The 24,663-nt window shown below is 58.8% G+C and carries 22 protein-coding genes; 10 read left to right on the top strand and 12 right to left on the bottom strand.

Going from position 1 to position 24,663, the window contains the following annotated elements; all coding sequences use genetic code 11:
- Positions 1 to 16 precede the first annotated feature (16 nt).
- Genes NA78x_RS28715 through eboE form a run of 3 tightly spaced genes read left to right on the top strand, consistent with a single transcriptional unit; the run spans position 17 to position 3,203 of the window.
- The gene (locus NA78x_RS28715) at positions 17 to 355 is read left to right on the top strand and encodes a hypothetical protein (protein ID WP_425615813.1); all 339 of its coding nucleotides are present in this window, start codon (positions 17 to 19) and stop codon (positions 353 to 355) included.
- Positions 356 to 383: 28 nt separating this feature from the next.
- A complete protein-coding gene (locus NA78x_RS28720; RefSeq protein WP_425615814.1) occupies positions 384 to 1,865 on the top strand; it encodes a DUF1501 domain-containing protein in 1,482 nt (493 codons plus the stop codon).
- Positions 1,866 to 1,880: 15 nt separating this feature from the next.
- On the top strand, positions 1,881 to 3,203 hold the full coding sequence (gene eboE, locus NA78x_RS28725) for a metabolite traffic protein EboE (protein ID WP_425615815.1): 1,323 nt from the start codon (positions 1,881 to 1,883) through the stop codon (positions 3,201 to 3,203).
- Positions 3,204 to 3,207: 4 nt separating this feature from the next.
- Here eboE and NA78x_RS28730 read toward each other — a convergent pair whose 3' ends face one another.
- Genes NA78x_RS28730 through NA78x_RS28740 form a run of 3 tightly spaced genes read right to left on the bottom strand, consistent with a single transcriptional unit; the run spans position 3,208 to position 6,283 of the window.
- Positions 3,208 to 3,390 (bottom strand): hypothetical protein, encoded by a 183-nt coding sequence (locus NA78x_RS28730; RefSeq protein WP_425615816.1) that lies wholly within the window; start codon positions 3,388 to 3,390, stop codon positions 3,208 to 3,210.
- 23 nt (positions 3,391 to 3,413) lie between these two features.
- Positions 3,414 to 4,631, bottom strand: a complete 1,218-nt coding sequence (locus tag NA78x_RS28735; RefSeq protein WP_425615817.1) for a threonine synthase — start codon at positions 4,629 to 4,631, stop codon at positions 3,414 to 3,416.
- A complete protein-coding gene (locus NA78x_RS28740) occupies positions 4,628 to 6,283 on the bottom strand; it encodes an NRAMP family divalent metal transporter (RefSeq protein WP_425615818.1) in 1,656 nt (551 codons plus the stop codon). Before NA78x_RS28740 ends, NA78x_RS28735 begins: the two co-directional genes overlap by 4 nt.
- Before the next feature lie 359 nt (positions 6,284 to 6,642).
- On the opposite strand from NA78x_RS28740, the gene NA78x_RS28745 reads away from it, so the two are divergent.
- Complete coding sequence (locus tag NA78x_RS28745) at positions 6,643 to 8,550, top strand: ArnT family glycosyltransferase (protein WP_425615819.1); 1,908 nt, start codon at positions 6,643 to 6,645, stop codon at positions 8,548 to 8,550.
- A gap of 136 nt (positions 8,551 to 8,686) precedes the next feature.
- Here the strand turns inward: NA78x_RS28745 and NA78x_RS28750 are convergent, their stop codons facing one another.
- The 4 genes from NA78x_RS28750 to NA78x_RS28765 form a co-directional block, all read right to left on the bottom strand.
- Complete coding sequence (locus tag NA78x_RS28750; RefSeq protein ID WP_425615820.1) at positions 8,687 to 10,147, bottom strand: Gfo/Idh/MocA family protein; 1,461 nt, start codon at positions 10,145 to 10,147, stop codon at positions 8,687 to 8,689.
- A gap of 157 nt (positions 10,148 to 10,304) precedes the next feature.
- The gene (locus tag NA78x_RS28755) at positions 10,305 to 11,021 is read right to left on the bottom strand and encodes a class I SAM-dependent methyltransferase (protein ID WP_425615821.1); all 717 of its coding nucleotides are present in this window, start codon (positions 11,019 to 11,021) and stop codon (positions 10,305 to 10,307) included.
- A gap of 135 nt (positions 11,022 to 11,156) precedes the next feature.
- On the bottom strand, positions 11,157 to 13,208 hold the full coding sequence (locus NA78x_RS28760) for a M20/M25/M40 family metallo-hydrolase (protein WP_425615822.1): 2,052 nt from the start codon (positions 13,206 to 13,208) through the stop codon (positions 11,157 to 11,159).
- A gap of 131 nt (positions 13,209 to 13,339) precedes the next feature.
- Entirely contained in the window at positions 13,340 to 13,618 is a 279-nt protein-coding gene (locus NA78x_RS28765) for a hypothetical protein (protein ID WP_425615823.1), read from the bottom strand.
- A 372-nt stretch (positions 13,619 to 13,990) separates the two neighbouring features.
- Between NA78x_RS28765 and NA78x_RS28770 the strand changes: the two genes are divergently transcribed.
- Positions 13,991 to 14,623, top strand: coding sequence for an MSMEG_1061 family FMN-dependent PPOX-type flavoprotein (locus NA78x_RS28770; RefSeq protein WP_425615824.1), 633 nt, complete (start codon positions 13,991 to 13,993; stop codon positions 14,621 to 14,623).
- Positions 14,624 to 14,715: 92 nt separating this feature from the next.
- The gene (locus NA78x_RS28775; RefSeq protein ID WP_425615825.1) at positions 14,716 to 15,210 is read left to right on the top strand and encodes an SRPBCC family protein; all 495 of its coding nucleotides are present in this window, start codon (positions 14,716 to 14,718) and stop codon (positions 15,208 to 15,210) included.
- Here the strand turns inward: NA78x_RS28775 and NA78x_RS28780 are convergent.
- Positions 15,176 to 16,123, bottom strand: a complete 948-nt coding sequence (locus NA78x_RS28780) for an RluA family pseudouridine synthase (RefSeq protein WP_425615826.1) — start codon at positions 16,121 to 16,123, stop codon at positions 15,176 to 15,178. The genes NA78x_RS28775 and NA78x_RS28780 overlap by 35 nt on opposite strands.
- 137 nt (positions 16,124 to 16,260) lie before the next feature.
- Between NA78x_RS28780 and NA78x_RS28785 the strand changes: the two genes are divergently transcribed.
- Complete coding sequence (locus tag NA78x_RS28785; RefSeq protein WP_425615827.1) at positions 16,261 to 16,650, top strand: hypothetical protein; 390 nt, start codon at positions 16,261 to 16,263, stop codon at positions 16,648 to 16,650.
- A 1,146-nt stretch (positions 16,651 to 17,796) separates the two neighbouring features.
- Here NA78x_RS28785 and hisH read toward each other — a convergent pair.
- Positions 17,797 to 18,411: an imidazole glycerol phosphate synthase subunit HisH gene (hisH, locus tag NA78x_RS28790; RefSeq protein ID WP_425615828.1), complete on the bottom strand. Its 615-nt coding sequence runs from the start codon at positions 18,409 to 18,411 to the stop codon at positions 17,797 to 17,799.
- A gap of 736 nt (positions 18,412 to 19,147) precedes the next feature.
- Here hisH and NA78x_RS28795 point away from each other — a divergent pair.
- The 3 genes from NA78x_RS28795 to NA78x_RS28805 all read left to right on the top strand — a co-directional run bounded on the left by NA78x_RS28795 (position 19,148) and on the right by NA78x_RS28805 (position 22,778).
- Positions 19,148 to 20,536, top strand: coding sequence for a hypothetical protein (locus NA78x_RS28795; protein WP_425615829.1), 1,389 nt, complete (start codon positions 19,148 to 19,150; stop codon positions 20,534 to 20,536).
- Positions 20,537 to 20,708: 172 nt separating this feature from the next.
- Positions 20,709 to 21,188: a hypothetical protein gene (locus NA78x_RS28800; RefSeq protein WP_425615830.1), complete on the top strand. Its 480-nt coding sequence runs from the start codon at positions 20,709 to 20,711 to the stop codon at positions 21,186 to 21,188.
- A gap of 51 nt (positions 21,189 to 21,239) precedes the next feature.
- Positions 21,240 to 22,778 carry a YifB family Mg chelatase-like AAA ATPase gene (locus tag NA78x_RS28805; protein WP_425615831.1) on the top strand — a complete coding sequence of 513 codons (1,539 nt, stop codon included), beginning with the start codon at positions 21,240 to 21,242 and terminating at the stop codon, positions 22,776 to 22,778.
- Between the two features lie 103 nt (positions 22,779 to 22,881).
- Here NA78x_RS28805 and upp read toward each other — a convergent pair whose 3' ends face one another.
- The 3 genes from upp to NA78x_RS28820 form a co-directional block, all read right to left on the bottom strand.
- Positions 22,882 to 23,523 (bottom strand): uracil phosphoribosyltransferase, encoded by a 642-nt coding sequence (gene upp, locus NA78x_RS28810; RefSeq protein ID WP_425615832.1) that lies wholly within the window; start codon positions 23,521 to 23,523, stop codon positions 22,882 to 22,884.
- Between the two features lie 164 nt (positions 23,524 to 23,687).
- A complete protein-coding gene (locus NA78x_RS28815) occupies positions 23,688 to 24,095 on the bottom strand; it encodes a YciI family protein (protein WP_425615833.1) in 408 nt (135 codons plus the stop codon).
- A gap of 119 nt (positions 24,096 to 24,214) precedes the next feature.
- A complete protein-coding gene (locus tag NA78x_RS28820) occupies positions 24,215 to 24,460 on the bottom strand; it encodes a hypothetical protein (protein ID WP_425615834.1) in 246 nt (81 codons plus the stop codon).
- Between the last annotated feature and the right edge of the window lie 203 nt (positions 24,461 to 24,663).

The raw sequence follows: 24,663 nt of genomic DNA on the forward strand, positions 1-24,663 counted from the left end.
AAATGGTGCAATTGAAATGGACTTGGAGAATGGTGCGTCTAACTTGATTGACAACTCGTTGGTTCCTGAACACCTTGCCGCGCTGATCCCACTTGTCCGAAAGTGGGGCATTGAAGGACAAGAGGAACAGGACGAATTTGTAACGCAGATGCAACGGCATCGCCCGGCCGAGACTGTCCGGTTCAATCGGATGATTGACTTGCATCGCAAAGATATCATTGATTGGGGCCGCGGCCTTGCACATTTGAAGAAGGCTCAGTTGAGCGATGCCGAAGAACAACATCCCTATTGGAAATTTCTCGCCGCAATCAATGTGCGTGATCTTACGGACAACGACCTGCCCGGCGAAGAATAGCTTTTGAACTGTTGAGAAGTATTGAACCATGCATCCACACGAAGCAGCCTTTCAATCGGCCCGCCGCAAGTTCATGACCAGCACTGCCTCGGGGCTTGGTCTTGCGGCACTCACGTCTCTGCTACAGCGCGATGGCCTGCTGGCGAGTGACAAGGACGAAGCCAATCCGTTGGCGCCCAAGCAGCCTCATCATGCTCCCAAGGCGAAGTCGTGCATTTTCATCTTGCCCGAAGGGGCGCCGAGCCACATCGACCTGTTCGATCAAAAACCAAAGTTACAAGAATTGCATGGCCAGCAACTGCCCGCTTCGCTGACGGAAAAAGTCCGGTTTGCCTTCATCAAGAAGGAAACGGCCGTGCTGTGGGGGAGTCGGCGGAAGTTTACGAAACACGGCAACTGCGGCATGGAGCTATCCGATTTTTTGCCTCATTTGGGCAAGTGTGCCGACGACATTCAACTGATTCGCTCGATGCACACCGATGCCTTCAATCATCACCCGGCGCAGTTGATGCTGATGAGTGGTGTACCGCGGTTCGGCCGCCCCAGCATGGGTTCGTGGCTGACGTATGGTCTGGGAAGTGAGAGTGAAAACCTGCCCGGCTATGTGGTGCTGACCGCTGGTCGCGGCGGCAGCGGCGGCGTGTCGAATTGGTCGAGCGGCTTTCTGCCATCGACCTATCAGGGCGTGCTGTTTCGCGGCCAAGGGGACCCGGTCCTCAACCTGGGGAACCCGCCGGGCATCACGCGCGAGATGCAAGATCGCGGGCTGGAGTCACTGGGCAATCTCAATCGGCGACATCTGCAGGAAGTACACGATCCCGAAATCGAGAGCCGTATTGCCAGCTATGAACTGGCTTTCCGGATGCAATCGGCAGCCCCGGAACTGGTCGACTTGAGCCAAGAGACTCAGGCCACGCTCGATCGTTATGGCTGCGACCGGCCCGAGCCATCAAAAACCAACTTCCGCGGCGGCGGACCCAATGTCTACAAGACGTTTGCCCGCAATTGTCTGCTCGCGCGGCGGCTCGTCGAGCGGGGAGTGCGCTTCGTCACCCTGGTGCATGCCTCGTGGGATCATCACAGCAATCTCGATGAGGAACTGGGCTACAACACGGGCATGGCCGATCAACCGCTCGCGGCGCTGGTGCAAGATCTCAAAGAGCGAGGCCTGCTCGATAGCACGCTGTTGGTGTTTGCCGGTGAGTTCGGTCGTACGCCGCTGGCCGAAAATCGCGGCGGTAAGCTGCCCGAGAAAGTGGGCCGCGATCATCACCCGAGTGCCTTCAGCGTGTGGCTGACCGGCGGCGGCTTCAAACCGGGTCTCACGTACGGCGCGACCGACGACATTGGCTGGTCGGTCGTCGAGAACCCGGTGCACATCAACGATTTTCACGCGACGATTCTGCATCAGTTTGGCTTCGACCATCGCCGCCTGGCCCTCCCCTACAAAGGGTTGAACGTCCGCCTCACCGATCAAGGGGGCAAGGTCGTACGGGAACTCTTGAGTTAGAATGTTGGAGTAGGGATGAAGGGTGGAAGCGATGAAGGGATGAAGAGCATCGTCTTCACTCCTTATCCTGAACTTCATCCCTTCGAACCTTTCTCCTTCGACCCTCTCCCCCTCAAGGCACGCGCGATGGATTTGCCGGTTCTCGGATATTGCACGAACGTTCACGCGGGAGCGAGCCTGCAGCAAACTCGCGACAACTTGCAGCGGCATGCGGTGCAGGTGAAGAGGCTGTTCTCGCCCGATCAGCCCATGGGCATCGGCCTGTGGCTCTCGGCGGCCAGTGCGCGCGAGTTGGTGCAAGCCCGACAGGTCGAAGCGTTCGCGGGCTGGCTGAAGGAGCAAGGACTGCTGCCGTACACGTTCAACGGCTTTCCCTACGGCGACTTTCATCAGCAGGTGGTCAAGCATCGCGTCTATGAGCCGACCTGGTGGGAGCCCGCGCGGCTGGAATACACGTTGCAGCTGGTCGACATTCTCGATGCACTGTTGCCCGCCGGCGAAGAGGGAAGCATCTCGACGCTGCCGATTGCCTGGAGCCAACCCTGCCCCGATCGCGAGCAGAACGAACAAGCAGCGCTGCAGTTGCGGCAGTTGGCTCAGTCGCTGCACGCGTTGGAAGAGCGCACCGGCCGGCTCATTTATTTGTGCATCGAGCCGGAACCAGGCTGCGTGTTTTCGCTGGCCGATGATGCGATTCACTTCTTTGAATGGCAGTTGTTTCGTGGTGAAGATGCGGAGGTTGTTCGTCGGCACATTCGCTTGTGCCACGATGTCTGCCACGCGGCCGTCATGTTCGAAGATCAGGCCGACGTGCTGAAGCGATATCACGACGCCGGCATCCTGGTGGGCAAGGTTCAAGTCTCGGCCGCACTGAGGATGAATCTCGATTTGCTGGAACGTCCTTCGGCGCAGACCATTCACGAGCACCTGATGCAGGTCTCGAGCTTTAATGAGCCTCGCTACTTGCATCAAACGTCCGTTCGCCGGCCCGATGCCGAAGGCTATGTCGAAGAGATCTTCTACGAGGATCTACATCTCGCCCTGGCAGCCGAACGCGAACTCATTGCTACGAACCTGGCTGCTGGTCGTGGCGCGGGCGAGTGGCGAGTGCACTTTCACGTCCCCATCTATCAGCAGGAACTCGGACTGCTCTCCTCGACGCAGGAGCAAATTGCGCAGTGCCTGGCTGCCGCACGAAAATACTCCGACTGCCGGCACTACGAAGTGGAAACGTACGCCTGGACCGTGCTGCCTGCGGAACTTCGCCCGACGGAGCTTGCCACCGGCATTGCAGAAGAGTTGCGGTGGTTCAAGCAGTTGTGGAAGGAGCAGGAGTAGATTGCTATTTGGGTTGCTCAGGCCGCGGAGGCAGGTTGTACTTCGCTCGCAGTTTTTTGTCGAACTCCTCAAACGGAATTCCCGTATCACCCGCGGCCATATCATCCAGCGCCTGACGAACAGCGAGTACATCCGCCTCGAATTCCTCTGGAGTTGGCCCGTACTCTTCGTCGTGATCAATTGGCATCATTGAACTCCCTCTACTTGGACCTACCAACGTGCCCAATCCACAGGCTGGTTCTTATCAAGGCGCGGCAGTTCCGTCGCGATGGCTTCGACGTACTTTTGGGCGGCACCCGTGTTGAAGATTACCGCCTGCTCGTCTTCACGAATCCAGCCTGAGGCGCGCAGTTGTTCGGCGGCACCCACACAGGCGGCTGCTTCGGGACAGACCGCAATACCTTCCGCAGCAACGGCCTGCCGCATCCAGCCGTTGATGCGAGTTTCTTCAACGGCGATCGCAGTGCCGCCGCTTTGCCGCACGGCGTCGAGGATCAGAAAGTCACCCACGGCGACGGGGACCCGAATGCCGCTCGCTGCGGTTTGAGCATTGGCAAAGGGCTCGGCAAAGCGCTCTCCCTTTTCGAAGGCGCGGGCGATCGGTGCGCAGCCCGTCGATTGCACGCTGACCATCCGCGGCAGCTTGCTACTGGCGAGCCAGCCGAGCGTTTGCAGTTCTTGAAAGGCCTTCCACATGCCGATAAGGCCCGTGCCGCCACCAGTGGGATACAAGATCACATCGGGCAGTTGCCAATCGAGTTGCTCGGCCAGTTCGAGCCCCATCGTCTTCTTTCCTTCGATGCGGTAAGGCTCCTTGAGCGTCGAGAGATCAAACCAGTTCATCGCTGGCTTGCCTTCGCGCACGAGACGGCCACAGTCGTTAATCAGCCCGTTGACGAGAAATGTCTTCGCGGCGGCAAGGGCACATTCGTATTGATTGATGGCCGGCGTGTCGTCGGGCATGAAGACATAGCACTCCATCCCCGCGCGAGCGGCATAGGCGGCAGCAGCACCGCCGGCGTTGCCCGCTGTAGGCAGGGCGACGCGCGTTACGCCGAACTGCTTGGCCATGGTGATGGCCATCGCTAGGCCGCGGCTCTTGAAGCTGCCGGTCGGTAGTTGCGATTCGTCTTTGATGGCCAACTTCGGCAGCCCCAGTTGCTGGCCGAGACGTGGGCACGCCAGTAGGGGCGACATACGCTCGCCCAGCGAGACGATGTTGCGCTCATCGGCATAGGGGAGCAACTCGCGATAGCGCCACATGGTCTCCGGACGTTCGCTCAGTTTGGCTTTCGTCAGCGAGCGGCCGACTGCCTCCAAATCGTAACGAACGAGGATCGGTCGATCTTTGTGCAGTGTTTGCAGTTCATCGATCGGCAGCTTCTCGCCGTCGATGGCCCCTTCCAAGTGCGAGACGTAACGTGTCATTTCTGCTTCGTGTCACTTTCTGGCGATTCGGTCTTTTCCACAGCGGGCTTGGCAGACTGCTCTTTGCGGAAGTCGCTCGTCGACTTGTAGATCAGGCAACCCGCGGCGATGAACATACCCAGCGTTGAGATCCAAAGAAACGCGTCCCAAACTTTACCGGGACGCAGGCGATCGTCGCCGCGAGCATAGCGGAAGTAGAGTGCCGCGGAAGCGAGCATCGGCAGCATAAAGGCCTGCACCATTCCGCTCAGCAGCACGAGCTGCTGCGGTTCTTTCGGCACGGCCAGATAGATACTGAGGCAGATGAAGGGCAAGATGCCGCTGAGGATGCGGATTGAGCGTTTGACGTCGGCATCGCTCTTGACGCCAAAGTTCATCACGCGGGCCACATCGGTCAGCACGCGGGCATGACCGGCGTTCGCCACGAAGAACGTCGAGAACAGAACCGCAAAGGCTCCGACCAGAAACAAGCTTTGCGCAAATTTGCCAAACACCGGTTCGTACATGGCGGTGAGCGTGCGGACGAGCTCGAAGCCGCCGGGATTCAAACCCACGCGACCCAGGATCGCCGCTCCCAGCAGATAGAACGCGAGTGTTGCCAATGTGTAGATAACCATCGAGCACCAGCAGTCCCAGCGCAACACGGTGAGCCAACCTCGCGCGCGGGCGGCCCACTCGGGACTGTTATCGCGCGGTCCGGTGTAGCGGGCATATCCCTTTTCCAAGCACCAATACGGATAGCTGACGAGTTCCGAAGCACCGACACCGATGATGCCAAACGTCGCGAGCGCCGTGGCGAGTGCTTGTTGACTGCCGCTTTGACTTGATGGCGGCAAGCGGAAGGAAAGACCATCCACAATGTCGCTGAACCGAATCGCCCAGAACTCGGTGAACTGCAAGGCGATGACGGTGCCAACCGTCGTCAAAGTAAAGGCCGCGACCATCGTCGTGGTCGACCATTCGATCAATTTGTATTTGCCGACCACCAGGAGAATGGAAGTCACTACGGCAATCACGCTGGCCCAGATCTGCGGGTCGTAATTCGTGGCGGGCCGGGGTCCGAGTTTCACCAAGGCATCCCTCAACTCTTGATTGCGAATCATCAGTTCACCCACGCGGCCCGTCGCGACCGGGGGAGTCTGCAGATCGGCAGTGAGCGCTTTAAACTCGGCTTCGCCGGTCTTAAGTTCCGTTTCTGCATTGGCGATCTGGTTGAACCGTTGGCCATCAGCCGTCAGCGGCATGCTGATCGCCATCGCCTGGCCGACCGCACCGGCGATGCCACCCAACTGCGCCGCAGAAGCGAGGAACATGATCAGGTAGTACCAGATGAGCCAATTGCCCCGGCCGGCGATTCGCGGACCGGGAACCTCGCCCAGGGCATCCATGGTGCTCTTGCCGCGAATGATCGTATCGCGACCAAGCTCGACCTGCACAAAGACTTTGATCACGCAGCCGATGAGTATGAGCCACAGGAGCCAAAAGCCGGCTTCGGCGCCAGTCTTGGTCGTGGCGATCAATTCACCGGAGCCAACGATCGACCCGGCAATGATCAAGCCAGGGCCCAGCCTGCTGAGAATGCCCATGATGGTGGTGGGCGGGTTCTCGAACATCGTCGAACGGTGGTCAGCGGCAGACAGAGGAGCGGACATAGGGAGGGAGAGTCCTGACGGCAGGAGAGAATTGCCAGCCCCGTTCGCTAGCCTGTTGCTAGCGGCCGGGCAGAGACACCGTAACTGATGACACGCTCAGGGTAAAGCGTTTGAGGGCAAAGGCCGCGAGAATAGACTGCCGACCAACCCTCATTGGGAGGAGTCGGGAGTCATGCCAGCACCATCTAATGCCAAACTCAAACTACGAACTTCAAACTACGAACTTCGAACTCGCCCCCGCGCGAACTGAACTTGTGAATAACCGGGCTCGCGCGTAGACTTCCGCCCAGCGTGCAAACAGGCTGCGCCCATCCTGGGGTAGCAGCCTTTTTTGGCTCGTTTCGATCAAGGAGGATCGATTGAAGGCTCCCTCGACATTTACCGGTCATTTGACATTCATCGTCGTGATGTCCGCAGTTCTGCTGCTCACCAACCTGGGCGGCGCGCGATTGTGGGACGACGACGAAGCTCGTAATGCCGGCTGCGCGGCCGAAATGCTGGCTCGCAACGACTGGATCGTGCCTACCTTCAATGCCGAGTTGCGCGCCCACAAGCCGGTACTCACCTACTGGTGCATGCTGGTCGCCTACAAGATCGGCGGTGTGAACGAATTCACCGGTCGGCTTCCTTCGGCGCTCGCGGCGATGGGCTCGCTGGTATTGACCTACTTTATGGGGCGCCGTTTGTTCAATCCCCGAGCGGGCTTTTGGGCCGCGATTGCCCTGGGTTGCAGCATCACGTTTTGCATGACCGGCCGGGCCGCGACGCCCGATGGCATTCTCGTCTTCACCGTCACGCTAGCCATGGCGCTATTTGTGTTTGGCACGTTCGCGCGCCGCACCGTCACCAGTGAGCAGACGGGTGAAGTGGTCGATGAACTCGGCCCGTTGCAACGCGCCAAGGGACATTGGTTCCCGCAGCGGCCGATACTCGTCGTCATGCTGTACGCCGCGATGGGCCTCGCCGTGCTGGCGAAAGGTCCCGTCGGTCTGGTGTTGCCCACCGCTGTCATTGGCCTGTTCCTGCTGATTCAACGCTTGCCCAGCATGAAGGAAGATGTCGATCAAGACGACGAAGCAGGCGAGCTGCGCCAGATGGTGGTTCCGCTTTGGCTGCAAAACGCAGTGCGACCGTTTGGTCCGCTCCACTTCCTGCGCACTTGCTGGTACATGTGGCCCCTCACGGCCATTGTCATGACGCTGATCGTCGCCGGTCCCTGGTACATGGCCGTCGGCATTCAAACCGATGGCGAATTCCTCAGTGGCTTCTTCATCAAGCACAACATCGAACGAGCCGCGACCTCGCTGGAAGGCCATCGAGGCTTCCCCGGCTTTTATCCGGTGATGCTCATCGCCGGGTTCTTTCCATTCTCGATCTTCGCCTTGCCGGTCGTGCTGGATACCGTCCGCCGCTTCACACGCAAAGATCCCTGGCTGCCCGGCTACTTGCTGGCGATTTGCTGGCTCGCAGTTTACATCGGCATCTTCAGCATCGCCCGCACGAAACTGATCAACTACATCGCTCCGTGCTTCCCGGCAGCGGCACTGCTCGTCGGCGTATTCATCGATCGCTGGCTGGCCGACAAACTGCTCATTGCCCGTTGGTGGCCCGCCGTTTCGTTCCTCTCACTAGCGGTCGTAGGTGGCGGTTTCGTTCTCGGCGGCTATGCCGTGGCCGACAAGTTTCTGCCCGGCGAAGCCCAACTGGGGCTCATCGGCGTGTTGCCCATTGCCGCGGGCGTGATTGGTCTGATCCTCACGCTGCTCAATTTCGATCGCCGCTATCCTGCGGGAATCATGACCGCAGGTTGCGTGGCGATGACGACACTCGTCTTTGCGGTTGGCGCGCCGCGAGTCGACAAGCATCGCGACGATCAAAAACTGGTCACCGCCATCTTTGCGCAAGAATCGAAGCCCAAACTCGCCAGCTATAAAGTGCTCGAACCAAGCTGGGTCTATTACGCCAAGCAGCCCATCGCGGAACTACCCAAGCTCGATCCGGCTGCTCGCAAAGCGGCGAAGCAGAATCAGGTCATCGCCAAGATGAACGGCAACAAGCAAGTGCTGCAATTCCTGCGCAAAGACCCCGCTGCCTATCTCATCACGACCAAGGAACAGGCCGAAGCGCTGAAGCCTGAACTGCCCGCGGATGTGACCGTCATCGCCGAGCAGCCTCAATTCATGAAGGACCAACAGCTGGTCGTCCTTGGTCGCCAAAAGGCAAACGTCGTGGCCCAAACACCCGCCGTGGAGAAGCCGAAGCGGTAGTGCCCAAGAGGCAACATGGGCGCTAGCGCAAAAGCCCTTAAACCCCCGCCGCAGGGGCGGGGGCGAAAGAGAATACGGGGAGTACGTTACTCGCTTCTTCTCCCCCCGCCCCAGTTCCCAGTTCCCAGCCCCTGCCTCACACCTTCTCGGGCATCACATACGGTGCCCGGTAAGGGCGCGTGAGCAGGGCATTCGCGGCTTCGTCGCCGGTGAACTGCTCCTTGGCGGGATCGAACGTCAGAGCGCGGCCGAGCGTGTATTCGGCGCTATCGAGGTTCATGCCGACGCCGAGGCAATTCTCGCGAATCTTGGCAAACGACTCCTGGACGATCTTGTTGTCGCCCGCTTCTTTGGGGGCCGTCTTGCTGTAGGGTACTTGCTTCCCGAGGCGATACGAAATGTTCGCCAGATGGCACAGAGCGGCCGAGTAGTGCGCCGTTTCGGCATCAGCGTTGTTGTCTTTCGGATTGCGCGACCGCATCGCCGCAGTGAAGCTGCCGAAAGCGCCGCCAGGTGCAACGCTCGCGTTTTCGCCCCCCTTCAGGTCTTCTCCCTTGTCACTTCCCTTCGCGTAGAACTTGCCACCCTTGATGACACCCTCGGTGGTATAGAACTCGTTGGTGACCTGGTTCGGCCAATCGGGATACTTCTTGTTGCCGGTGAGACCGCGGGTCTCGAACACCAGCAGCGTATCGCCGAACTCCATCACCGACAGAAGCTGGTTCGGCGTTTCTGCCTGGTCTTTGCCATCCGGCAGAAAGCGACCGCCCATGCTCCAGACTTTGGTCGGCAGCGTGCCACCCTTGATCGCCCAGCGGGCGACGTCCATCTCGTGAACGCCTTGGTTGCCGATATCGCCGTTGCCCGTTTCCCAGAACCAGTGCCAGTTGTAATGCACCAGGTTGCGATGAAACTCGAGCTTCGGGGCGGGACCATTCCAAATATCAAAGTCCAAGCTTGCGGGCGGGGTCTCGATTGCCTTGGTGCCGACGCTCCAGCGGTTCTTGCAGCAATAACCTTTGCTCACGAGCAGTTTGCCGTACTTCTCGCTGTGAATGGCCGCCATGGTCTTGGCTTCGCCACTGCTGCTGCGCCGCTGCGTGCCGTGCTGCACCACACGATCGTACTTCTTGGCCGCTTCGACGCACTTGCGACCTTCCCACACGTTGTGGCTGATCGGCTTTTCGACATAGACGTCCTTACCTGCCTGGCAGGCCCAAACCGTAATCAGCGAGTGCCAGTGATTGGTCGTGGCGACCGAAATGGCATCGAGCGTTTTGTCTTCAAGCGCCTTGCGAATGTCCTGCACGCACTTGGGCGTGTTGCCACCTTTGCCGTTGACGTGCTTGATTCGCGATTCGAACTTCGATGAATCGGGGTCGATCAGGCAGGAGACTTCGACATTCTTTTGCGAGGCGAAGCCATCGATGTGCGAGCCGCCGCGGCCGTTGATACCGGCCACGCCGATGCGAATCGTATCGTTCGCGCCAATCACTTTACCGCTGGCCTTGGTGCCGGCGATCGTAAACAGCGGAAAAACACTGCTGGCGGCAGCAGCCTTTAGCACCGTACGGCGGGATAGCAATGATCTGCTCATGGACGCATCCTTCGGCGGGAAAGAAGTGAGAGGAGTGACCGCCGCAATTACAACACGGCGAAGAGCGATAGTCCAGGAAAAGATTCGAGTTTGAAGTTCGTAGTTCGCAGTTTGAAGTTAATTCAATGACTGCAAACTTCGAACTACAAACTTCGAACTATGGCTTCCACGCTGTCCATGTCCAATGCCGATCGCTGGTTTGCTGGACGCTGTCGGCAGGAAAGCCGAGCGAAGTGATCAGGCTGCGGACTTCGTCCAGTGAGAGTGCCGCGTGGAGCGATTCAGCGAACATATTGCGCGAGAACTCTTCCTCGTTGCCGGCGTAGGTTTGGACTAAGTGATTGAGTTCTTCCTGGGAGGCTGGTCGCAGCAAATCGCGAAAGAATATGAGCCCGCCGGGAAGGGTGACGCGAACGGCTTCACTGAGGGCAATGAGCGGTTCGGGAATGTGGTGGATGAGACTGTTCGACATCACGATGCCAAACTGCCCATCGCTGTAATGCAGCTTCTTGGCATCAATCTGGTCGAGTTGCACGCGCTGCATCAGCCCGGCGACTTCCAGGTTGTAGTGCGCCAGGTTGAGCATCGCGGCGGCGGCATCGGCGGCCATCACGCGGCACTCGAGCAAGCGGCTGCAGAACTCAACGACGACTAGCGCGGTACCCGTTCCTAGGTCGAGTACATCCAGCGTCGACGTGTCTTCATCGTCCGGAGTAAACCTGCTGCGCGTGCGCGGGGCTGAGCGCGTGGCGAGTACCGTCAGCAAGTCATCGACGAAGAGCCGATTCACGGCCGAGTGGTCCATGTTGTTATACGACATGGCCTCGGCATCGGTGTCCATCACTTCCGGCTCGAGCACACGGGACAAGGACATGAGAATCTTTCAGCGGAAGAACTAGAGGGAGTGTCGATGAGAAAGGATACGGTGAGTGCGCATCAGCCCCTCACCCCGACCCTCTCCCCGGAGTACGGAGGCGAGGGAGTGAAGACAGAGGGGACGAGTGAGGAACTAGCGGCCGCGTTTGGTCAGCGTGACGTCGAAGGTGTGTTCTTTGCCGTCGCGTTTGACGATGACCTTCACGGATTCGCCGATCTTGTGTTTGACAAGCGAAGACTGCATGTCTTCGAGATTGCTGATTTTGTTCTCACCGATTTTGATGATCAAATCGCCACCCTTCAGGCCGCCCTTTTCGGCTGGACCACCCGGCGCGACACCGGAGAGCAACACACCTTCTTCGTTGTTGGCAAAGTCGGGAATGCTGCCGAAGTAAGGCCGGTCGGAATCGCCAGCGCCGCCAATATTGGCCATACCTTTGATTTCGATGTATTCGGGCCGAGCGGGGAGCGCATCGGTCTGGTTGACGATATCGACGAGCATGGCCGCGATCCGCTGCATGCCGTCGATGTTGAGCTTGGGCGAATCATCGCTAGGGCGGTGATAGTCGCTGTGCGTGCCCGTGAAGAGATGCAGCACGGGGATCTTCTTGGCATAGAACGACGAGTGATCGCTGGGGCCGTAGCCTTCAGGTTTCTTGGTCAGATTGAAGTCGTACTTCTTGCCCAACTCTTCGACCAGCGGATCAAATTCCTTGGCGGTGCCGGTGCCATAGACGATCAGCTTGTTGTCCAGGAGCCTGCCCACCATGTCGAGGTTGTACATGGCAACCGTATTGCCCAGCGAGAAGCGAGGCTGGCGAGTGTAATGCGCACTGCCGAGCAGGCCCCGTTCTTCACCCGTGAAAGCCATGAACACAATTCGCCGCTGAGGCTTTTTGCCCGAAGTGGCCAATTGATGAGCCACTTCCAACAGCGTGGCTGTGCCGGACGCGTTGTCATCGGCCCCGTTGTGAATTTCCTTTGTCCAGGGAGCCAGTGAACCCGCTCCGCCGAGACCCAAGTGATCGTAGTGAGCGCCAATAACGATCGTCTCGTCGGCGAGCGGGCCTTCCCCTTCGAGCACGGCGATGACATTCTTCACCTCCGCCTTCTTTTGCACGACGTTGGTTTCGCCGACGGCCTTCCAACCGGTCAGCACGGCACTTTGAGGCTTCAGGTCCGCATCGATGCTGGCTTCGATCTGTTCCAGTGTTTTGCCCGTGACCGATTTAATGATCGGGGCAATCAGCGACCGCTTGGCAAACATCACGGGCAGTTTGCGCTGTTGGCTTTCGTCGCCAGCGCCGGTGAAGGCCAGCACCTGATCGGGATCGGCCAAGTCGTTGCTCAGTTCGACGATTCGCTCGCTCAGTTTCTTGATGGCAACCGTATGAGCTTCTTGCTGATCGTCCGTGGGGTCTTTGATGGCAGTGAACTTGGTACGTTCCTCGGCGAACTTGGCTACCGCTTCGTTCCAGGTCTTTTGAGCGAGATCGCGCGCGGTTTGCAGTTCCAGGCCATCGTTAACAAAGATGACGCCGGCCGCGCCGTGATCATTGGCGTTCGACATCTTTTTCATGAAGACGGCGTGCGGCGAAGGCTTATCGCCGTTGAACTTGCTCTTCGCATCTTGCTGCTGCGGTTCCTTGCGCAGGATGATGACGATCTTCCCTTCGACGTTCAGATCTTTGTAATCGTCGTAGTCGAGTTCTTTTGCGGTGATGCCATAGCCGGCGAAGACGACGTCGGTAGAGAACGCTCCGCTGCCACCAGCAGCCAGCGGATTGAAGTCGTCGCCCAGTTTGAACTCGACCTTCTCGGGTTCTTGCGAACCGGCGGCAGCAGGCCCGACGAGCGACAGAAAGTTTTGCTTCGCGGGCCCCATCTCGGTGGTGATGGTGATTTCAAACTTCTGGAACGGCGTGCCGTCGAACAGATCGGTCTTCAGTCCCAGTTTGCGAAATTCGCCGGCCAGATATTCAGCCGCTTTGTCGAGACCTTCCGTCCCCACGCCACGCCCGCCGAGTTCATCGGACGACAGATAGCCAACCGTCGACTTGAGCCGCGCTTGCGACTCAGCGGCGACGTTGGCTTTCTCAGCGGCCGCTACCGTTCCTAGCAGGGCCACAACAGCGAGCAAGCTGGCCGCGCGAACGAGATTTTGAAGATAGGACGTATGGATCATTTTTCGAGCAACCTGCGCAACGTAAGAGAGCCGCCAACCAATCACACGCAAGTCATTCTAAATGACGACCGGGCGCGCTGCCATGCGCTGGGTAAATCCGGCGGGTTACCGTTCCACGGCGTAGAAAGTGGCTATTTGTTGGCTGGGTTTGCGGTGGGAGCGTTCACCTCATTGCTCGAGACCAACGCTGCCGTCACTGCCGATGGCGAGGTGCGATTCATAAGCTCAACACGGTGATGATAAAGAACTGCCAACAGCTGCTCGTCATCAATATCCCAGAGATTGCGAGACGACTGATCCTCGCCAAGAAAGCCGAGGTGAGCCATTAGCTGGCCCAGTCGAACATCGGGCGACAGTTCGAGCAACTCGGCAAGCACACCTAAGGCCTCACGTTGCGTGGCAGAAATCATGGGGTTTGATCTCCAATTTTCGGGTCAAAGGCAAGTCTACGCTGCAGGCGTCCAATGACCTCTACCGGCACCCATGTTCCGGGCGCCAACTTTGCGATCCTCGTTGCACGTGTTACTCCATTATAGATCAACAGGTAGCCGTCGGCACCTTCGTAGACAATGATTGGTGGCATTCCGACAGTTGAGTTTCCAAACCGAGCGACTTGTCGCGCAAGCTTGATCGGGTCGGCACGATGTCGCGATCCAGGCGTTCGCAATTCGGCAGGGTCAACATTTCGAAAGTCACTGGCCATTCAGTTACGCCTTAGTGTTAGCACTTAAACGTAGAAGTGAATCAGTCGGATAACTTATCAAACGATGGAGCCAGGCATCATGCCTCTGTCCAACTTCTCGCAGCATGTTACGTCGCTGGCCGAACTCGTCGAAATGGTCGGCACACCCAGCGAGTTGGCGCTGCGTAAGGAACTGAAGCATCTGGATGAACCCATGCGGCGGTTCATTCAACACTCGCCGTTTCTCGTGGTCAGCACGCATGGGGCCGATGGCAAGTGCGATGCTTCGCCGCGGGGCGATGCCCCCGGCTTTGTACACGTGGTGGACGAGAAGACTTTGCTGATTCCCGATCGGCGGGGCAACCGGCGCGTCGATAGCCTGCGGAACGTGCTCGAGACGGGCCGCGTCGGGCTGTTGTTTCTGGTGCCCGGAATGGGCGAAACGCTGCGGATCAATGGTCGGGCGGCGATCATTCGCGACCAAGACCAACTCGCGCCCCTCACCGCCGGTGGCCAGCGCCCACTGCTGGGCATCGCCGTCGAAGTGGAAGAGTGCTACCTGCAATGTGCCAAGGCTTTGCTGCGATCCAAACTCTGGGATGACTCCGCGCGGCCCGACCTGGCCAATGTCCCGTGTGCCGCGGAGATGTTTGCCGCCGCGGCCCAGATGCCGGAGTTCGATACCGCCAAGGTGCAAGCGTCCCTCGACGGCGCCTATCAACGGCTGTACTAGTGCCCGTTAAGAGTCCCTTGCCGCAGCGGTACTATGCAGTGAGATAGCTTTCAGGCTGTCATGTCCACTCATTGCTGCCCCACTAATCTTCCATGCCGTCGATCTACGTACTCCAGCGCGAGCAGCTGATTCCCCGTTCGCGCGACGAAGTTTTTGCCTTCTTCGCCGATGCGGGCAATCTCGAAATGATCACGCCGCCGTGGCTCCATTTTCGAATTCTCACGCCACTGCCATTGGAGATGCGCACAGGTGCTCTGATCGAGTATCGCTTGCGGTTGTATGCCCTGCCCCTGTGGTGGCGAACCCGCATTGAAGAATTCGAGCCGCCGTTTCGCTTCGTCGATCTGCAGCTGCGCGGACCGTACAAGCTGTGGCATCACACGCACGAGTTCTCGGAGGTGCCCGCAGGTACGCTGATGAAAGACACCGTCCGCTATCAATTGCCGTTTGGGCCGCTGGGGACGGTCACACACGCCTTGACAGTCAAACGGCTGCTGCAGCGGATCTTTGATTTTCGCTACGAGACAATCGAACGGCATTTTCAAACAGACCCTACTGCCGTTTCAGCACTGCCTTCTGCCCATTGATGAAGCGAATCATCTCTTCCGGCAGTGGCACTTCAAACTTGAGCATCTCGCCCGTGACGGGATGTTCGAAGCCCAGCTTGCGAGCATGCAGCGCGATGCGTGTTTTGGCCCAATGTCGATGGTTGGCGGCTTCCGGTTCGTAACGCGGATCGCCCAGCACCGGGTGACCTTGCTCGGCAAAGTGGACGCGAATCTGATTGCGGCGGCCGGTCTCCAACCAGATCGACATCACGGTGCAATCGAGCAGATGCTCGGCCACCTTAAAGTGCGTGATCGCGAGTTGCCCAGCCTCTTCGTCGTCGGTCGAAAAGCGGTTGAGGTCACGGTCGGTCGCCAGCAGCGTCTTGATCGTGCCCGCTTGCGGCTTCATGTGCCCCGCGACAATCGCAATGTACTCACGCTCGGGTTTGTGTAGCGCGAATTGATCGCGAATGGTCTGGGAGATTTCCAAGCTCTTGCCAAAGGCCAGCAACCCGGAAACGCCACGGTCCAAGCGATGCGCATTGAAGGCAGCTTTCACGTGACCGACGTGGCGTGCATAGTTGCTGACCTTGTCGAGCAGCGTGTTCGTTTCGCCCTTCTTCGTCGGCACGGTCAGCAATTGGGCCGGCTTGTTGACGATGATCAGGTGCTTGTCTTCGAAGACGATCTCAAAGCCCAAGTTTCGCCGCGGCTTGTTGACCGGGTGATATCGCTGGCCAGCGTGATAGGTCAGTTCGATCTGGTCCCCGGCCATCAGGCGGCGAGACGCGTCGTCACACATCAGTCCGTTCACCTTCACGCACTGATGGTCGAACAGGCCGTTCACCTGCGAACGCGACAGCCCACACAAGGTCTGCACCGCGCGATCGGCCCGATCACCCACGTAGGGCGAGGCTTCGTCAACTTCCAGGTGTTTTACAGTGGCGGGCATGGGGGAGGGGACTGGGGGCTAGGAACTGGGATCTGGGGGAGGAAAAGCAATGAGCTTCAAGGTACCGCGTGGGGCGATCCGCTGCTACCGACCTCCCGACTCCGACTCCCGCCGCTGGCTGCCGCTAGAATGAACGCATGTCTTCCTCACAGCCACAGCCGCCCAGACCGCTGCTGCAGTTCTCGCTGCAGAGCCTGATGGTGGTCACGATCTTGCTCAGCCTGGGCTTGGGCGTGTATCGCCATGCGGGTATCCGGGCCTTGGCTACCTATGGGCTGCTGCTGTTTGCGGTGGGGCCGTGGTTCGCGCACCTCACCAGCGAATGTTTGCCGGTCCGCTCGTTGCCGCTGCGGCGCACGATTGCCCACGCACTGATGCTCGGCCTGTTTGCCCTGGGCCTGTGGAGTGCCAACCAGTGGCGAGAGTCGTTCGAGGGCCCCGTCGCGGCTTGGATTTTGCCGGTCGCCTTGATCTTGTGGGTGCCGCAGTATCTCGCCTTCTTTGTCGTGCGGGCGAGCGACTCGTAGGATCGAATCCGTTGATCCTACGAGGTTGAGAAGTTGCTGAGGGGGACGACCGCAGCAAACACTGCTGCGGTGATCAAAGTTAAAAGAGTCCGCAGCAGGATGTTGCCTTCGAACAGCTAAGGGTGAGCGCTCCATCTGACGGGCCGGCGGGATACAAAGCCGCAAGCCAAAGCAATAGCCGTCGTCTAGCACCGTCCTGCTGCGGACGGTCAACACCACCGGCAATTGCACCTGCCCAAGCGTCGTGGCCTGTGCAATTACCATCTGGCGGCCCCGACAACTCCCCAGTGCAGGACCGCCAGAACTGTCTTCGTAAAAAGGCAAGTCGCTGTGTGCGCAAAACTCAACGGAACCGCAAAAGATTCTCCGCCTTGCGCGGGCGACAACGACTTTGCGGGTTGTACGGGCTGGGGACCTGGAACCAAGTCAGCTCGGCGGGAGTCGAAACTGAATACGTCGCTCGCTCTGCCCTGCCCGACTGCGGCGTAAAGCTTGTCAAAATGACTTGCATTCGAAGTCAAATCGACAACACTCACCTGCCATGCCCGTTCAGCGATCCCTGCCGGGGAATGCTCTCAAGCTGCTGCTGGCATTGAACTTGTGTTCTTCGCAGAAATTCTCTGAGGCCTTTGGTACTCAGGCTGCGTATTAGTCTCTGCAGTTCTCAGTCTGCATGGTTCGTAAAGGGTTGGGCTCACGGATGCACGTTTACACGATCGCTTTGGCTTGCTGGTACATGCTCATCGTGCTGTCAGTTTTTTGGCTGGGCCGTCGAGTCGTCATAACCCACCCCTTTTGAAACTTTTCTCGGCCACTCACGCTTAGAAAGCGTAGAAGCCGAAGAGTTTACCAACGGTTGAGTTCGCGGGCTTCTGCAGCTAGCACGCTAGTTGCCGATCTCAATCAGGTTCGAGGGTTCTTCCGATGCCGGACGGCAAACGAAAACGACGACACAGTGTGAACGTGGCCCGACGCCGCTGGTACGCCCAGCACCGCAGCCGACGCTTCTCACGCCGCTTCGGCTGGGGCGAATCTTCCTCGCCCGTCTGCTCCACCGACACCACCGCTCGCTCTTTCGCCTCGGCGTTGTAAGGCCAGAGGTCGGGAGTCGGGAGTCGGGAGTCGGGAATCCGAAACCGCCGGCAGTTAAGCGAGTTCTGCGAAATTCTTGAGCAGCTTGAGGCCTTCGGCCTGGCTCTTTTCCGGATGGAACTGGGTGGCAAAGAGATTCCCTTGCCAGACGGCGGCGCAAAAGGGATGGCCGTAGTCGGTTTCGATGGCAACGACGCTCGGGTCGTCCGGCAGCACATAGTAGCTGTGCACAAAGTAGAAGTACGTGTCCTGGGCCGTTTCGCGCAGGATCGGAGCCTGGCGAACGATGCGTCCCTTGTTCCAGCCCATGTGCGGAACTTTGAACTCGTGGGGCAGGTCGAACTTCAGCACCTTGCCGCGCAGGATGCCCAGCCCTTCGTGCTCGCCATGTTCGTAGCCGACGTCAAACAGCATCTGTAGCCCGAGGCAGATGCCCAGGAACGGACGGTTCGCGGCCACTACATCTTTGATCGCCGGGATGAAGTCTCGCCGGCGTAGTTCGGCGATCGCATCGCCAAAGGCACCGACACCCGGCAGGACCACTTTGTCGGTCGGACCGATTTGACGCGGGTCGGAGACGATCTCGGCCGCATAACCGACGCGCTCGAAGCCCTTTTGCACACTGCGCAGGTTCCCCATCTGATAATCGATGATGGCGATCCGGTTCATGGCTGAGCGTGCTTTCGAAGTGCGAGCAAAAAGTGCAGGAATCCAGAATAGCCCGCCCGCAGCGATGGTCAACGGCGGACAGCGGAGAGACAAGAGCGGAAGATTGGCGGTTCAGGGGAAGAGACAGAAGGGAGTGAACTTTGATTCGTCCCGGCAGGAACCAATTGCCGCTCCCCCCTCGGAGACCTCGCCAAAACAAATGTTTTCTATGTCTGAATTATTTTCTGCAGAATGACCAGACTAGTCACGTCGGCTTCTACAGTGAGCTGGTATCGTCGGCTCTTGCATGAAGGGAGATTTGGATGCCGTTGAGGAGGCGTCGGGCAAGATCGCGGAACCTCCACTTTCAGGGGCCTTTTCAGAGTGAAAAAGTGGTTATCAAACGGTTATCAAGAAACACTCATGATTACTGGAAAATTCAGATGCAAGTCATTGATAATAAAAGACTAACGGCGTTTTTGAAGATCAAAATTTTCGCTCAAAAAGTTATCAAACCAGCAGGTCGAGTGATAACCAAAAATGGCAAACTCGAGGGCGGGTTAGAGGAAGATTAATTACCGCAAATACGAACCGAACTGGCATGATTGGGGCGTGTTTCCGCTGCCTAACCGGCCGCTGGCTGCTGCTCCCCGATTTGCCTAGATTTGTCAGATTAACGCTTGTAGATCGCGAATTCATTCGATAGCATACCCCACTGTTTATGTGGGTTTTTCACCAATGATCTGAGAGCAACAGCATGTTTTCCTTCCTCTCGAAGAAGCGTAAGTCCGTGGCCAAGTCGAGCCGGTTCCAGCCTCGCGTGGAATCGCTCGAGGATCGGCTGAACCTGGCCGGTGCCGTCACCGCATTGTTGGCTGGCCCGAGCCTGTTTTTGAACGGCAACAATCTGGACAACGAAATTCGGATCGAAGGAACCGCTGCCGGCGCGTTCACAGTTTCGGGCGTCAATGGCACGACCTTGAACGGCGTGAACAACGGCTCGCTCAACTTCACGAAGATTCAGAACATCTTCGTCGACCTGCGCAACGGCAACGATGTGGCAACTGTGGTTTCGGCTCAGTTGGCCGGCATGTTGCGATTTGTCGGCGGCAACGGTAACGACGAGTTGCTGTTTGGTGAGTTCAATAACGAAAACCAAACGATTGCCAACCTGCAAGCAATCATGGGCGAGGGGAATGACTTTGTCGAAGTGGAAGGAGAAAACAATTTCTCGGTTCCCGGTTCCGTCCTGGCCACATTGGGCAACGGCAACAACACGTTCGATATCGATCCTAATGTCAACCTGACCCTCGGTGTGACCTCGATCACTGCTGGGACTGGGTTCGACTTCCTGGACTTTGGCGATGGCACCGTGAATGCCAAGAGCATGGCGCTGAGCCTGGGTAGCGGCGGCAGCAATGTCTTTCTCGATGGCGAAGTGACGATCACCGGCGCCCTGACCGTGATCGCTGGCGCTGGCGACGACAACGTCAATCCAGGTGACGGCGGCGGCACCAACTTTGTCCTCAATGGCTCGGCGGCGTTCAATTTGGGCGACGGCAACAACAGCGTCGACTTCGAGCATACCAACACCACCATCACTGGCGCGTTGAGCGTGGTGACGGGCAGCGGCAACGACTCCATCACTTCGTTCGGAAACAACTTGACGGTGCTGGCTGCGTCGCTCATCACGGGCAACGGCAACGACACGATTCAGTTGAGTGCCAATGCCACGCTGGTGCGTAGCAGCCTGGCGATTGATACCGGCGCTGGCCTCGACACGCTGGTGGCCTTTGCCGTGACGGTGAACGGTGCGACCTCGGTGAATATGGGCGAAGGAATCGACCTGGTGTTCGTCGACAACTCGCGCTTCCGCGGCGTCGTGACCATGCTGACCGGCGGCGGCAACGACGATGTGAGCATTGAAGACGGTGGCGAAAACGACGGCATCGGCACGCGCTTTGACTCGGTCGTCTCGATCGACTTGGGCGCTGGCAACGACGATCTGTTTGTTGGCTTCGACGCCAATGACTTTGTCACCACCAGCAGCACGGTGATCGTCAACGGCGGCCTGGGCAACGACTTCCTGTTCGCCAGCGGCTTCGATGTCTTTGCCTTTGCTCCGATCTTGATCTCGATTACTTAGTCGTGGCCTGGGTTGGAGACTGGTCTCGGTTGGAGAGTATTTGAAACCGGATGCGGAATTTCCGCATCCAGGCATCGCACGCGCGAGTGTCTCGTGGCGTCGCCGTGGTTCCGCGCTGCGCATTCCATTATCCGCACTTCCCTCCGCACCGGTCGCTCGCAACAATACAGCCATGAGTTTCGACGACCGTTTGCGACAAGCGATTGAGCGGGGGCAACGCCGCGGGGAAGACAGTGCGCGCGAGGCGAAAGCCAAGCAGATGACGGAGGAGGAGTTCCGCCGGCTGCACTCGCAGTATCGGCTGGCCCTGTCCGATTACATCGAGGACTGCGTCCGTCGCTTGCCCGGGTTCTTTCCTGGATTTAACTACGAGACGATGTTCGGCGACCGAGGTTGGGGCGGGGCCTGCTTTCGCGACGACTTTCAAACGGGCGTCAGCCGATCGAGCACGTACAGTCGGCTGGAAGTGACCGTGCGACCGTACTCGAGCCTGCATGTGCTGGACCTGGCGGCGAAGGGGACGATTCGCAATCGCGAGGTCTTCAATCGGAACTTCTTCGAGCGACTGGAAGAAGTCGACGTCGACAAGTTCCGGCAACTGATCGATGCGTGGGTGCTCGAATATGTCGAGCAGTTTGCATCGCGCACGTAAGGTCGCCACAATGGGGCCGCTGCTCGTTCATCCAATCCTAGCGACCCTGCCATGCTCGCGAAGCTGCAAACTTTCTCGCTCCTCGGAATCGATGCCGTTCCCGTTGAAGTGGAAGTCGATGTTTCGCCCGGCGCGCTGCCGAAAACGATCCTCGTCGGCTTGCCCGAAGCGGCGGTGAAAGAAAGCCAGCATCGCATCGACCGCGCGCTGGCCAACAGCGGCTTCCTGCGACCAAACGATAAAATCGTGATCAACTTGGCACCGGCCGAGCTGGCGAAATCGGCGGCCTCGTTCGACTTGCCCATCACGCTGGGCATTCTCGCCGGCAGCGGACAGTTGGAATCGGAACTGCTCGAGCAATATGCCGTGGTGGGTGAGTTGTCGCTGGAAGGAACAACGCGACCAGTGAAGGGCGCGCTGTCGATGGCCATGGCCACTGCCAAACAACGCGGCCTGCGCGGGTTGATTCTGCCCGCTGAGAACGCGGCCGAAGCAGCGGTGGTGGAACAGATCGAAGTGATCCCGGTCAGCAGTCTGACGCAGGCGGTTGGCTACTTGACGGGCGTTGTTGATATCCAGCCTGTCCCTTCGCGGATGGGAGAACTGTTCGACGAACTAGGCCGCTACGACGATGACTTCGCCGATGTGCGCGGCCAAGAGATGGCCAAGCGAGCCGTCGTGGTCGCTGCAGCTGGTTCACATAACCTGCTGATGCTCGGGCCGCCTGGTTCCGGCAAGACCATGCTGGCCAAGCGCGTGCCGACGATTCTCCCTTCGCTGACAGCGAGCGAATCGATCGAGACCACGCGCATCTATAGTTCACTGGGCAAGCTCATGGCGGGGCAACCGCTGATGGCGCGCCGGCCTTTTCGTTCGCCGCATCATACGATCAGCGAAGCGGGACTCGTTGGTGGTGGCAATCCGCCGGCACCGGGTGAAATCAGTCAGGCGCATAACGGGGTGCTGTTCCTCGATGAACTGCCAGAGTTCAACCGCCGCACGCTGGAGGTGATGCGTCAGCCTTTGGAAGATGGCACCGTCACCATTTCGCGGGCGCTCAATAGCACGACCTTCCCCGCGGAGTTCATGCTCGTTGCGGCGCTCAACCCGTGCCCCTGCGGCTACAAGAATGACCCGCGCCGCGACTGTCATTGCTCGGTGCCTCAGATCGAAAGATACATGGCCAAGATCTCGGGCCCGCTCATCGATCGAATTGACCTGCACATGGAAGTTCCCGCCGTGCCTTACAAGGAACTATCGGCCGATCGTGCCGGCACCAGCAGTGCGCAGATGCGCGAGCAAGTGGTTGCCGCGCGGGCCATTCAAGCGGCCCGCTTTCAAGGCGTGGCGACTCGCTACAACGCCCACATGAGCAGCAGGCTCATCCGCCAGTTCTGCAAGCTCACGCCTCCTTGCCAGGAACTGATCAAGGCCAGCGTGAACGACCTTGGCCTCTCCGCCCGCGCACACGACAAAGTCCTGCGCGTCGCCCGCACCATCGCCGACCTCGAAGCCAGCGACGCCATCGACGAAAACCACCTGAGCGAAGCCATTAACTACCGGATGCTCGATCGGCAGATGTGGACGTAGGTAGGCGCTCAAACCTTACCCCGGGTGCGCTGCGCGACCCGGGGCTAATGGCTAAGATCCCTGCTGGATCGTTAGTGCTGCGTGATCGCGGACTGTGAGACGACTACTCTTCCTGGCACCGCAACGTATTGAAAATTCGGTCGCCGGCGTCGCCGAGGCCGGGGACGATGTACTTGCGGTCGTTGAGTTCGGGGTCAATGACGCAGACGAAGATCTGCGCGTCGGGGAATTCGCGCTGGACGGTTTCGATGCCGACGCGCGAGGCGATGACGGAGAGGACTTTCACTTGCCTTACGCCCCAGCGCTGCAGCGTCGCCAAAGCAGCCAAAGCGGAGCCGCCGGTGGCAAGCATGGGGTCGAGAAGTAGGGCGACATCGACGGGCCGCGTTTGCGGCAGCTTGCTGTAGTACTCCACAGGCTGAGCGGTCGCTTCGTCGCGGTACAGACCCAGGTGCCAAACTTCGGCCGAGGGAATGAGGTTCAAAATCGGATCCACCAGCCCGAGTCCCGCGCGCAAGATCGGCACCAGCCCGATGCGCTGGGCCAGCGTCTGGCAGGTGGTCTTGGTGATCGGTGTCTGAACTTCGATTGGCTCCAGCAGCAGGTCTTGCGTCGCTTCATAGGCCAGCAAGCCCGCCAGTTTTTGAATGAGCTGGCGAAACTCGGCCGGCGGTGTTTTCACATCGCGCAAGCAGGCCAGGTGATGACTAATCAGGGGATGGCGGACTTCAACGACGGGCTGCATGGCTGGGGAAGGGGCTAAAGAAGGAACTCGGTGCTGGGAACGAGGAACTGGGGAAGAAGCAGGGAGAGTTGTTCCACCCGCTGTTATCGCATGCTGGCCGTGGCTGAGCTAGCACCGTAGTTGCCCGCCGTTATCGGTCCGTCTCTTCGCGAGCCATGGTCCGGCTAAGGCTGCTGGCAGGGCATGTTCGGTGGATCGAACATCTCGCGGATTTCGAGCACGCCGTTGTAAGCAGGGCCGAGGATGTCGACATGGATTTGAAGGAACGTCTTGCCGAGTTCAATCGCCTCGTCGCGAGTGTCCGCCTTCAGAATGCCATAGCCGCCGAGAAGTTCCTTCGACTCGATAAACGGGCCGTCGGTGACCACGAGCTTGCCGCTGTTGGCTCGCACGCGAACTCCCTTGGATTCTGGCAGCAGGCCGCCCACTTCCAGCAAGATGCCCGCCTTGAACATGGCCTCGGAGTGCTTCCCAATGGCCTCTTGCAGGCGAGAATCCATGGGCAACCCAGCTTCGTAATCCTTGACCAGCTGCGAGTCTTTGTCGTTGATGACCATCATCAGGTAACGCATGGGCAGGTTCCTCGAGTTCGAATTGGCTGGCCACCAAGGCCGCTTTGCCCAGTAGTCGAACGAGAACTTTGCCAATCGACAGGCCCGAGTAGGCCGGCAACAAGCGAGCGCTTTGATTGTTACGACAGGGAGGCCGATGCTTGCAGAGCACTTGAGCCACTGATTTCGACGACGGGGAACGAGCCGAGGTTTGCGCGTTGGACGTTGTGGCAAATGCCCTCGCGGGCCGATTTGTCGAGCACGCCCATTTGCCGCTTGCCGCAGTTGTGACAGAGCCAGAGGTGCAGTGGTTCCGCGTCGGCTACTTTCGTCTTGAGAGGCAGTTGAAGACCACAGCGTTCACATTCATAGTTTGATTTGACCATCGTTAACACTCCTTCGTTCGAGTTCAGCGAAACCAGAACAAAGCAATGGCCGTGCCGTTCGTCGCGCACCACCTGTTGTACGGATCATTCCTGTGCTGGAAGCCAGATGATCGGTGCAGGCGTTAGAACCTTCCCTCCTAAACGGAGGAGCGAACCTCCCTGATCGCTCAGCGGTCAGCCGCAGCCGGGAATGAAGGGCTGGG

The sequence above is a fragment of the Anatilimnocola aquadivae genome (genome assembly GCF_049819085.1).
GTDB lineage: Bacteria > Planctomycetota > Planctomycetia > Pirellulales > Pirellulaceae > Anatilimnocola.

What these genes read in the sequence shown, in the direction of transcription:
- NA78x_RS28795 (WP_425615829.1), top strand. Translation starts at nt 19,148, where the DNA reads ATGTTTTCCTTCCTCTCGAAGAAGCGTAAGTCCGTGGCCAAGTCGAGC.
- NA78x_RS28755 (WP_425615821.1), bottom strand. Translation starts at nt 11,021, where the DNA reads ATGTCCTTGTCCCGTGTGCTCGAGCCGGAAGTGATGGACACCGATGCC.
- NA78x_RS28805 (WP_425615831.1), top strand. Translation starts at nt 21,240, where the DNA reads ATGCTCGCGAAGCTGCAAACTTTCTCGCTCCTCGGAATCGATGCCGTT.
- NA78x_RS28800 (WP_425615830.1), top strand. Translation starts at nt 20,709, where the DNA reads ATGAGTTTCGACGACCGTTTGCGACAAGCGATTGAGCGGGGGCAACGC.
- NA78x_RS28785 (WP_425615827.1), top strand. Translation starts at nt 16,261, where the DNA reads ATGTCTTCCTCACAGCCACAGCCGCCCAGACCGCTGCTGCAGTTCTCG.
- NA78x_RS28815 (WP_425615833.1), bottom strand. Translation starts at nt 24,095, where the DNA reads ATGCGTTACCTGATGATGGTCATCAACGACAAAGACTCGCAGCTGGTC.
- NA78x_RS28740 (WP_425615818.1), bottom strand. Translation starts at nt 6,283, where the DNA reads ATGTCCGCTCCTCTGTCTGCCGCTGACCACCGTTCGACGATGTTCGAG.
- NA78x_RS28780 (WP_425615826.1), bottom strand. Translation starts at nt 16,123, where the DNA reads ATGCCCGCCACTGTAAAACACCTGGAAGTTGACGAAGCCTCGCCCTAC.
- upp (WP_425615832.1), bottom strand. Translation starts at nt 23,523, where the DNA reads ATGCAGCCCGTCGTTGAAGTCCGCCATCCCCTGATTAGTCATCACCTG.
- NA78x_RS28730 (WP_425615816.1), bottom strand. Translation starts at nt 3,390, where the DNA reads ATGCCAATTGATCACGACGAAGAGTACGGGCCAACTCCAGAGGAATTC.
- NA78x_RS28760 (WP_425615822.1), bottom strand. Translation starts at nt 13,208, where the DNA reads ATGATCCATACGTCCTATCTTCAAAATCTCGTTCGCGCGGCCAGCTTG.
- NA78x_RS28750 (WP_425615820.1), bottom strand. Translation starts at nt 10,147, where the DNA reads ATGAGCAGATCATTGCTATCCCGCCGTACGGTGCTAAAGGCTGCTGCC.
- NA78x_RS28770 (WP_425615824.1), top strand. Translation starts at nt 13,991, where the DNA reads ATGCCTCTGTCCAACTTCTCGCAGCATGTTACGTCGCTGGCCGAACTC.
- eboE (WP_425615815.1), top strand. Translation starts at nt 1,881, where the DNA reads ATGAAGGGTGGAAGCGATGAAGGGATGAAGAGCATCGTCTTCACTCCT.
- NA78x_RS28720 (WP_425615814.1), top strand. Translation starts at nt 384, where the DNA reads ATGCATCCACACGAAGCAGCCTTTCAATCGGCCCGCCGCAAGTTCATG.
- NA78x_RS28735 (WP_425615817.1), bottom strand. Translation starts at nt 4,631, where the DNA reads ATGACACGTTACGTCTCGCACTTGGAAGGGGCCATCGACGGCGAGAAG.
- NA78x_RS28715 (WP_425615813.1), top strand. Translation starts at nt 17, where the DNA reads ATGGACTTGGAGAATGGTGCGTCTAACTTGATTGACAACTCGTTGGTT.
- NA78x_RS28765 (WP_425615823.1), bottom strand. Translation starts at nt 13,618, where the DNA reads ATGATTTCTGCCACGCAACGTGAGGCCTTAGGTGTGCTTGCCGAGTTG.
- hisH (WP_425615828.1), bottom strand. Translation starts at nt 18,411, where the DNA reads ATGAACCGGATCGCCATCATCGATTATCAGATGGGGAACCTGCGCAGT.
- NA78x_RS28820 (WP_425615834.1), bottom strand. Translation starts at nt 24,460, where the DNA reads ATGGTCAAATCAAACTATGAATGTGAACGCTGTGGTCTTCAACTGCCT.
- NA78x_RS28775 (WP_425615825.1), top strand. Translation starts at nt 14,716, where the DNA reads ATGCCGTCGATCTACGTACTCCAGCGCGAGCAGCTGATTCCCCGTTCG.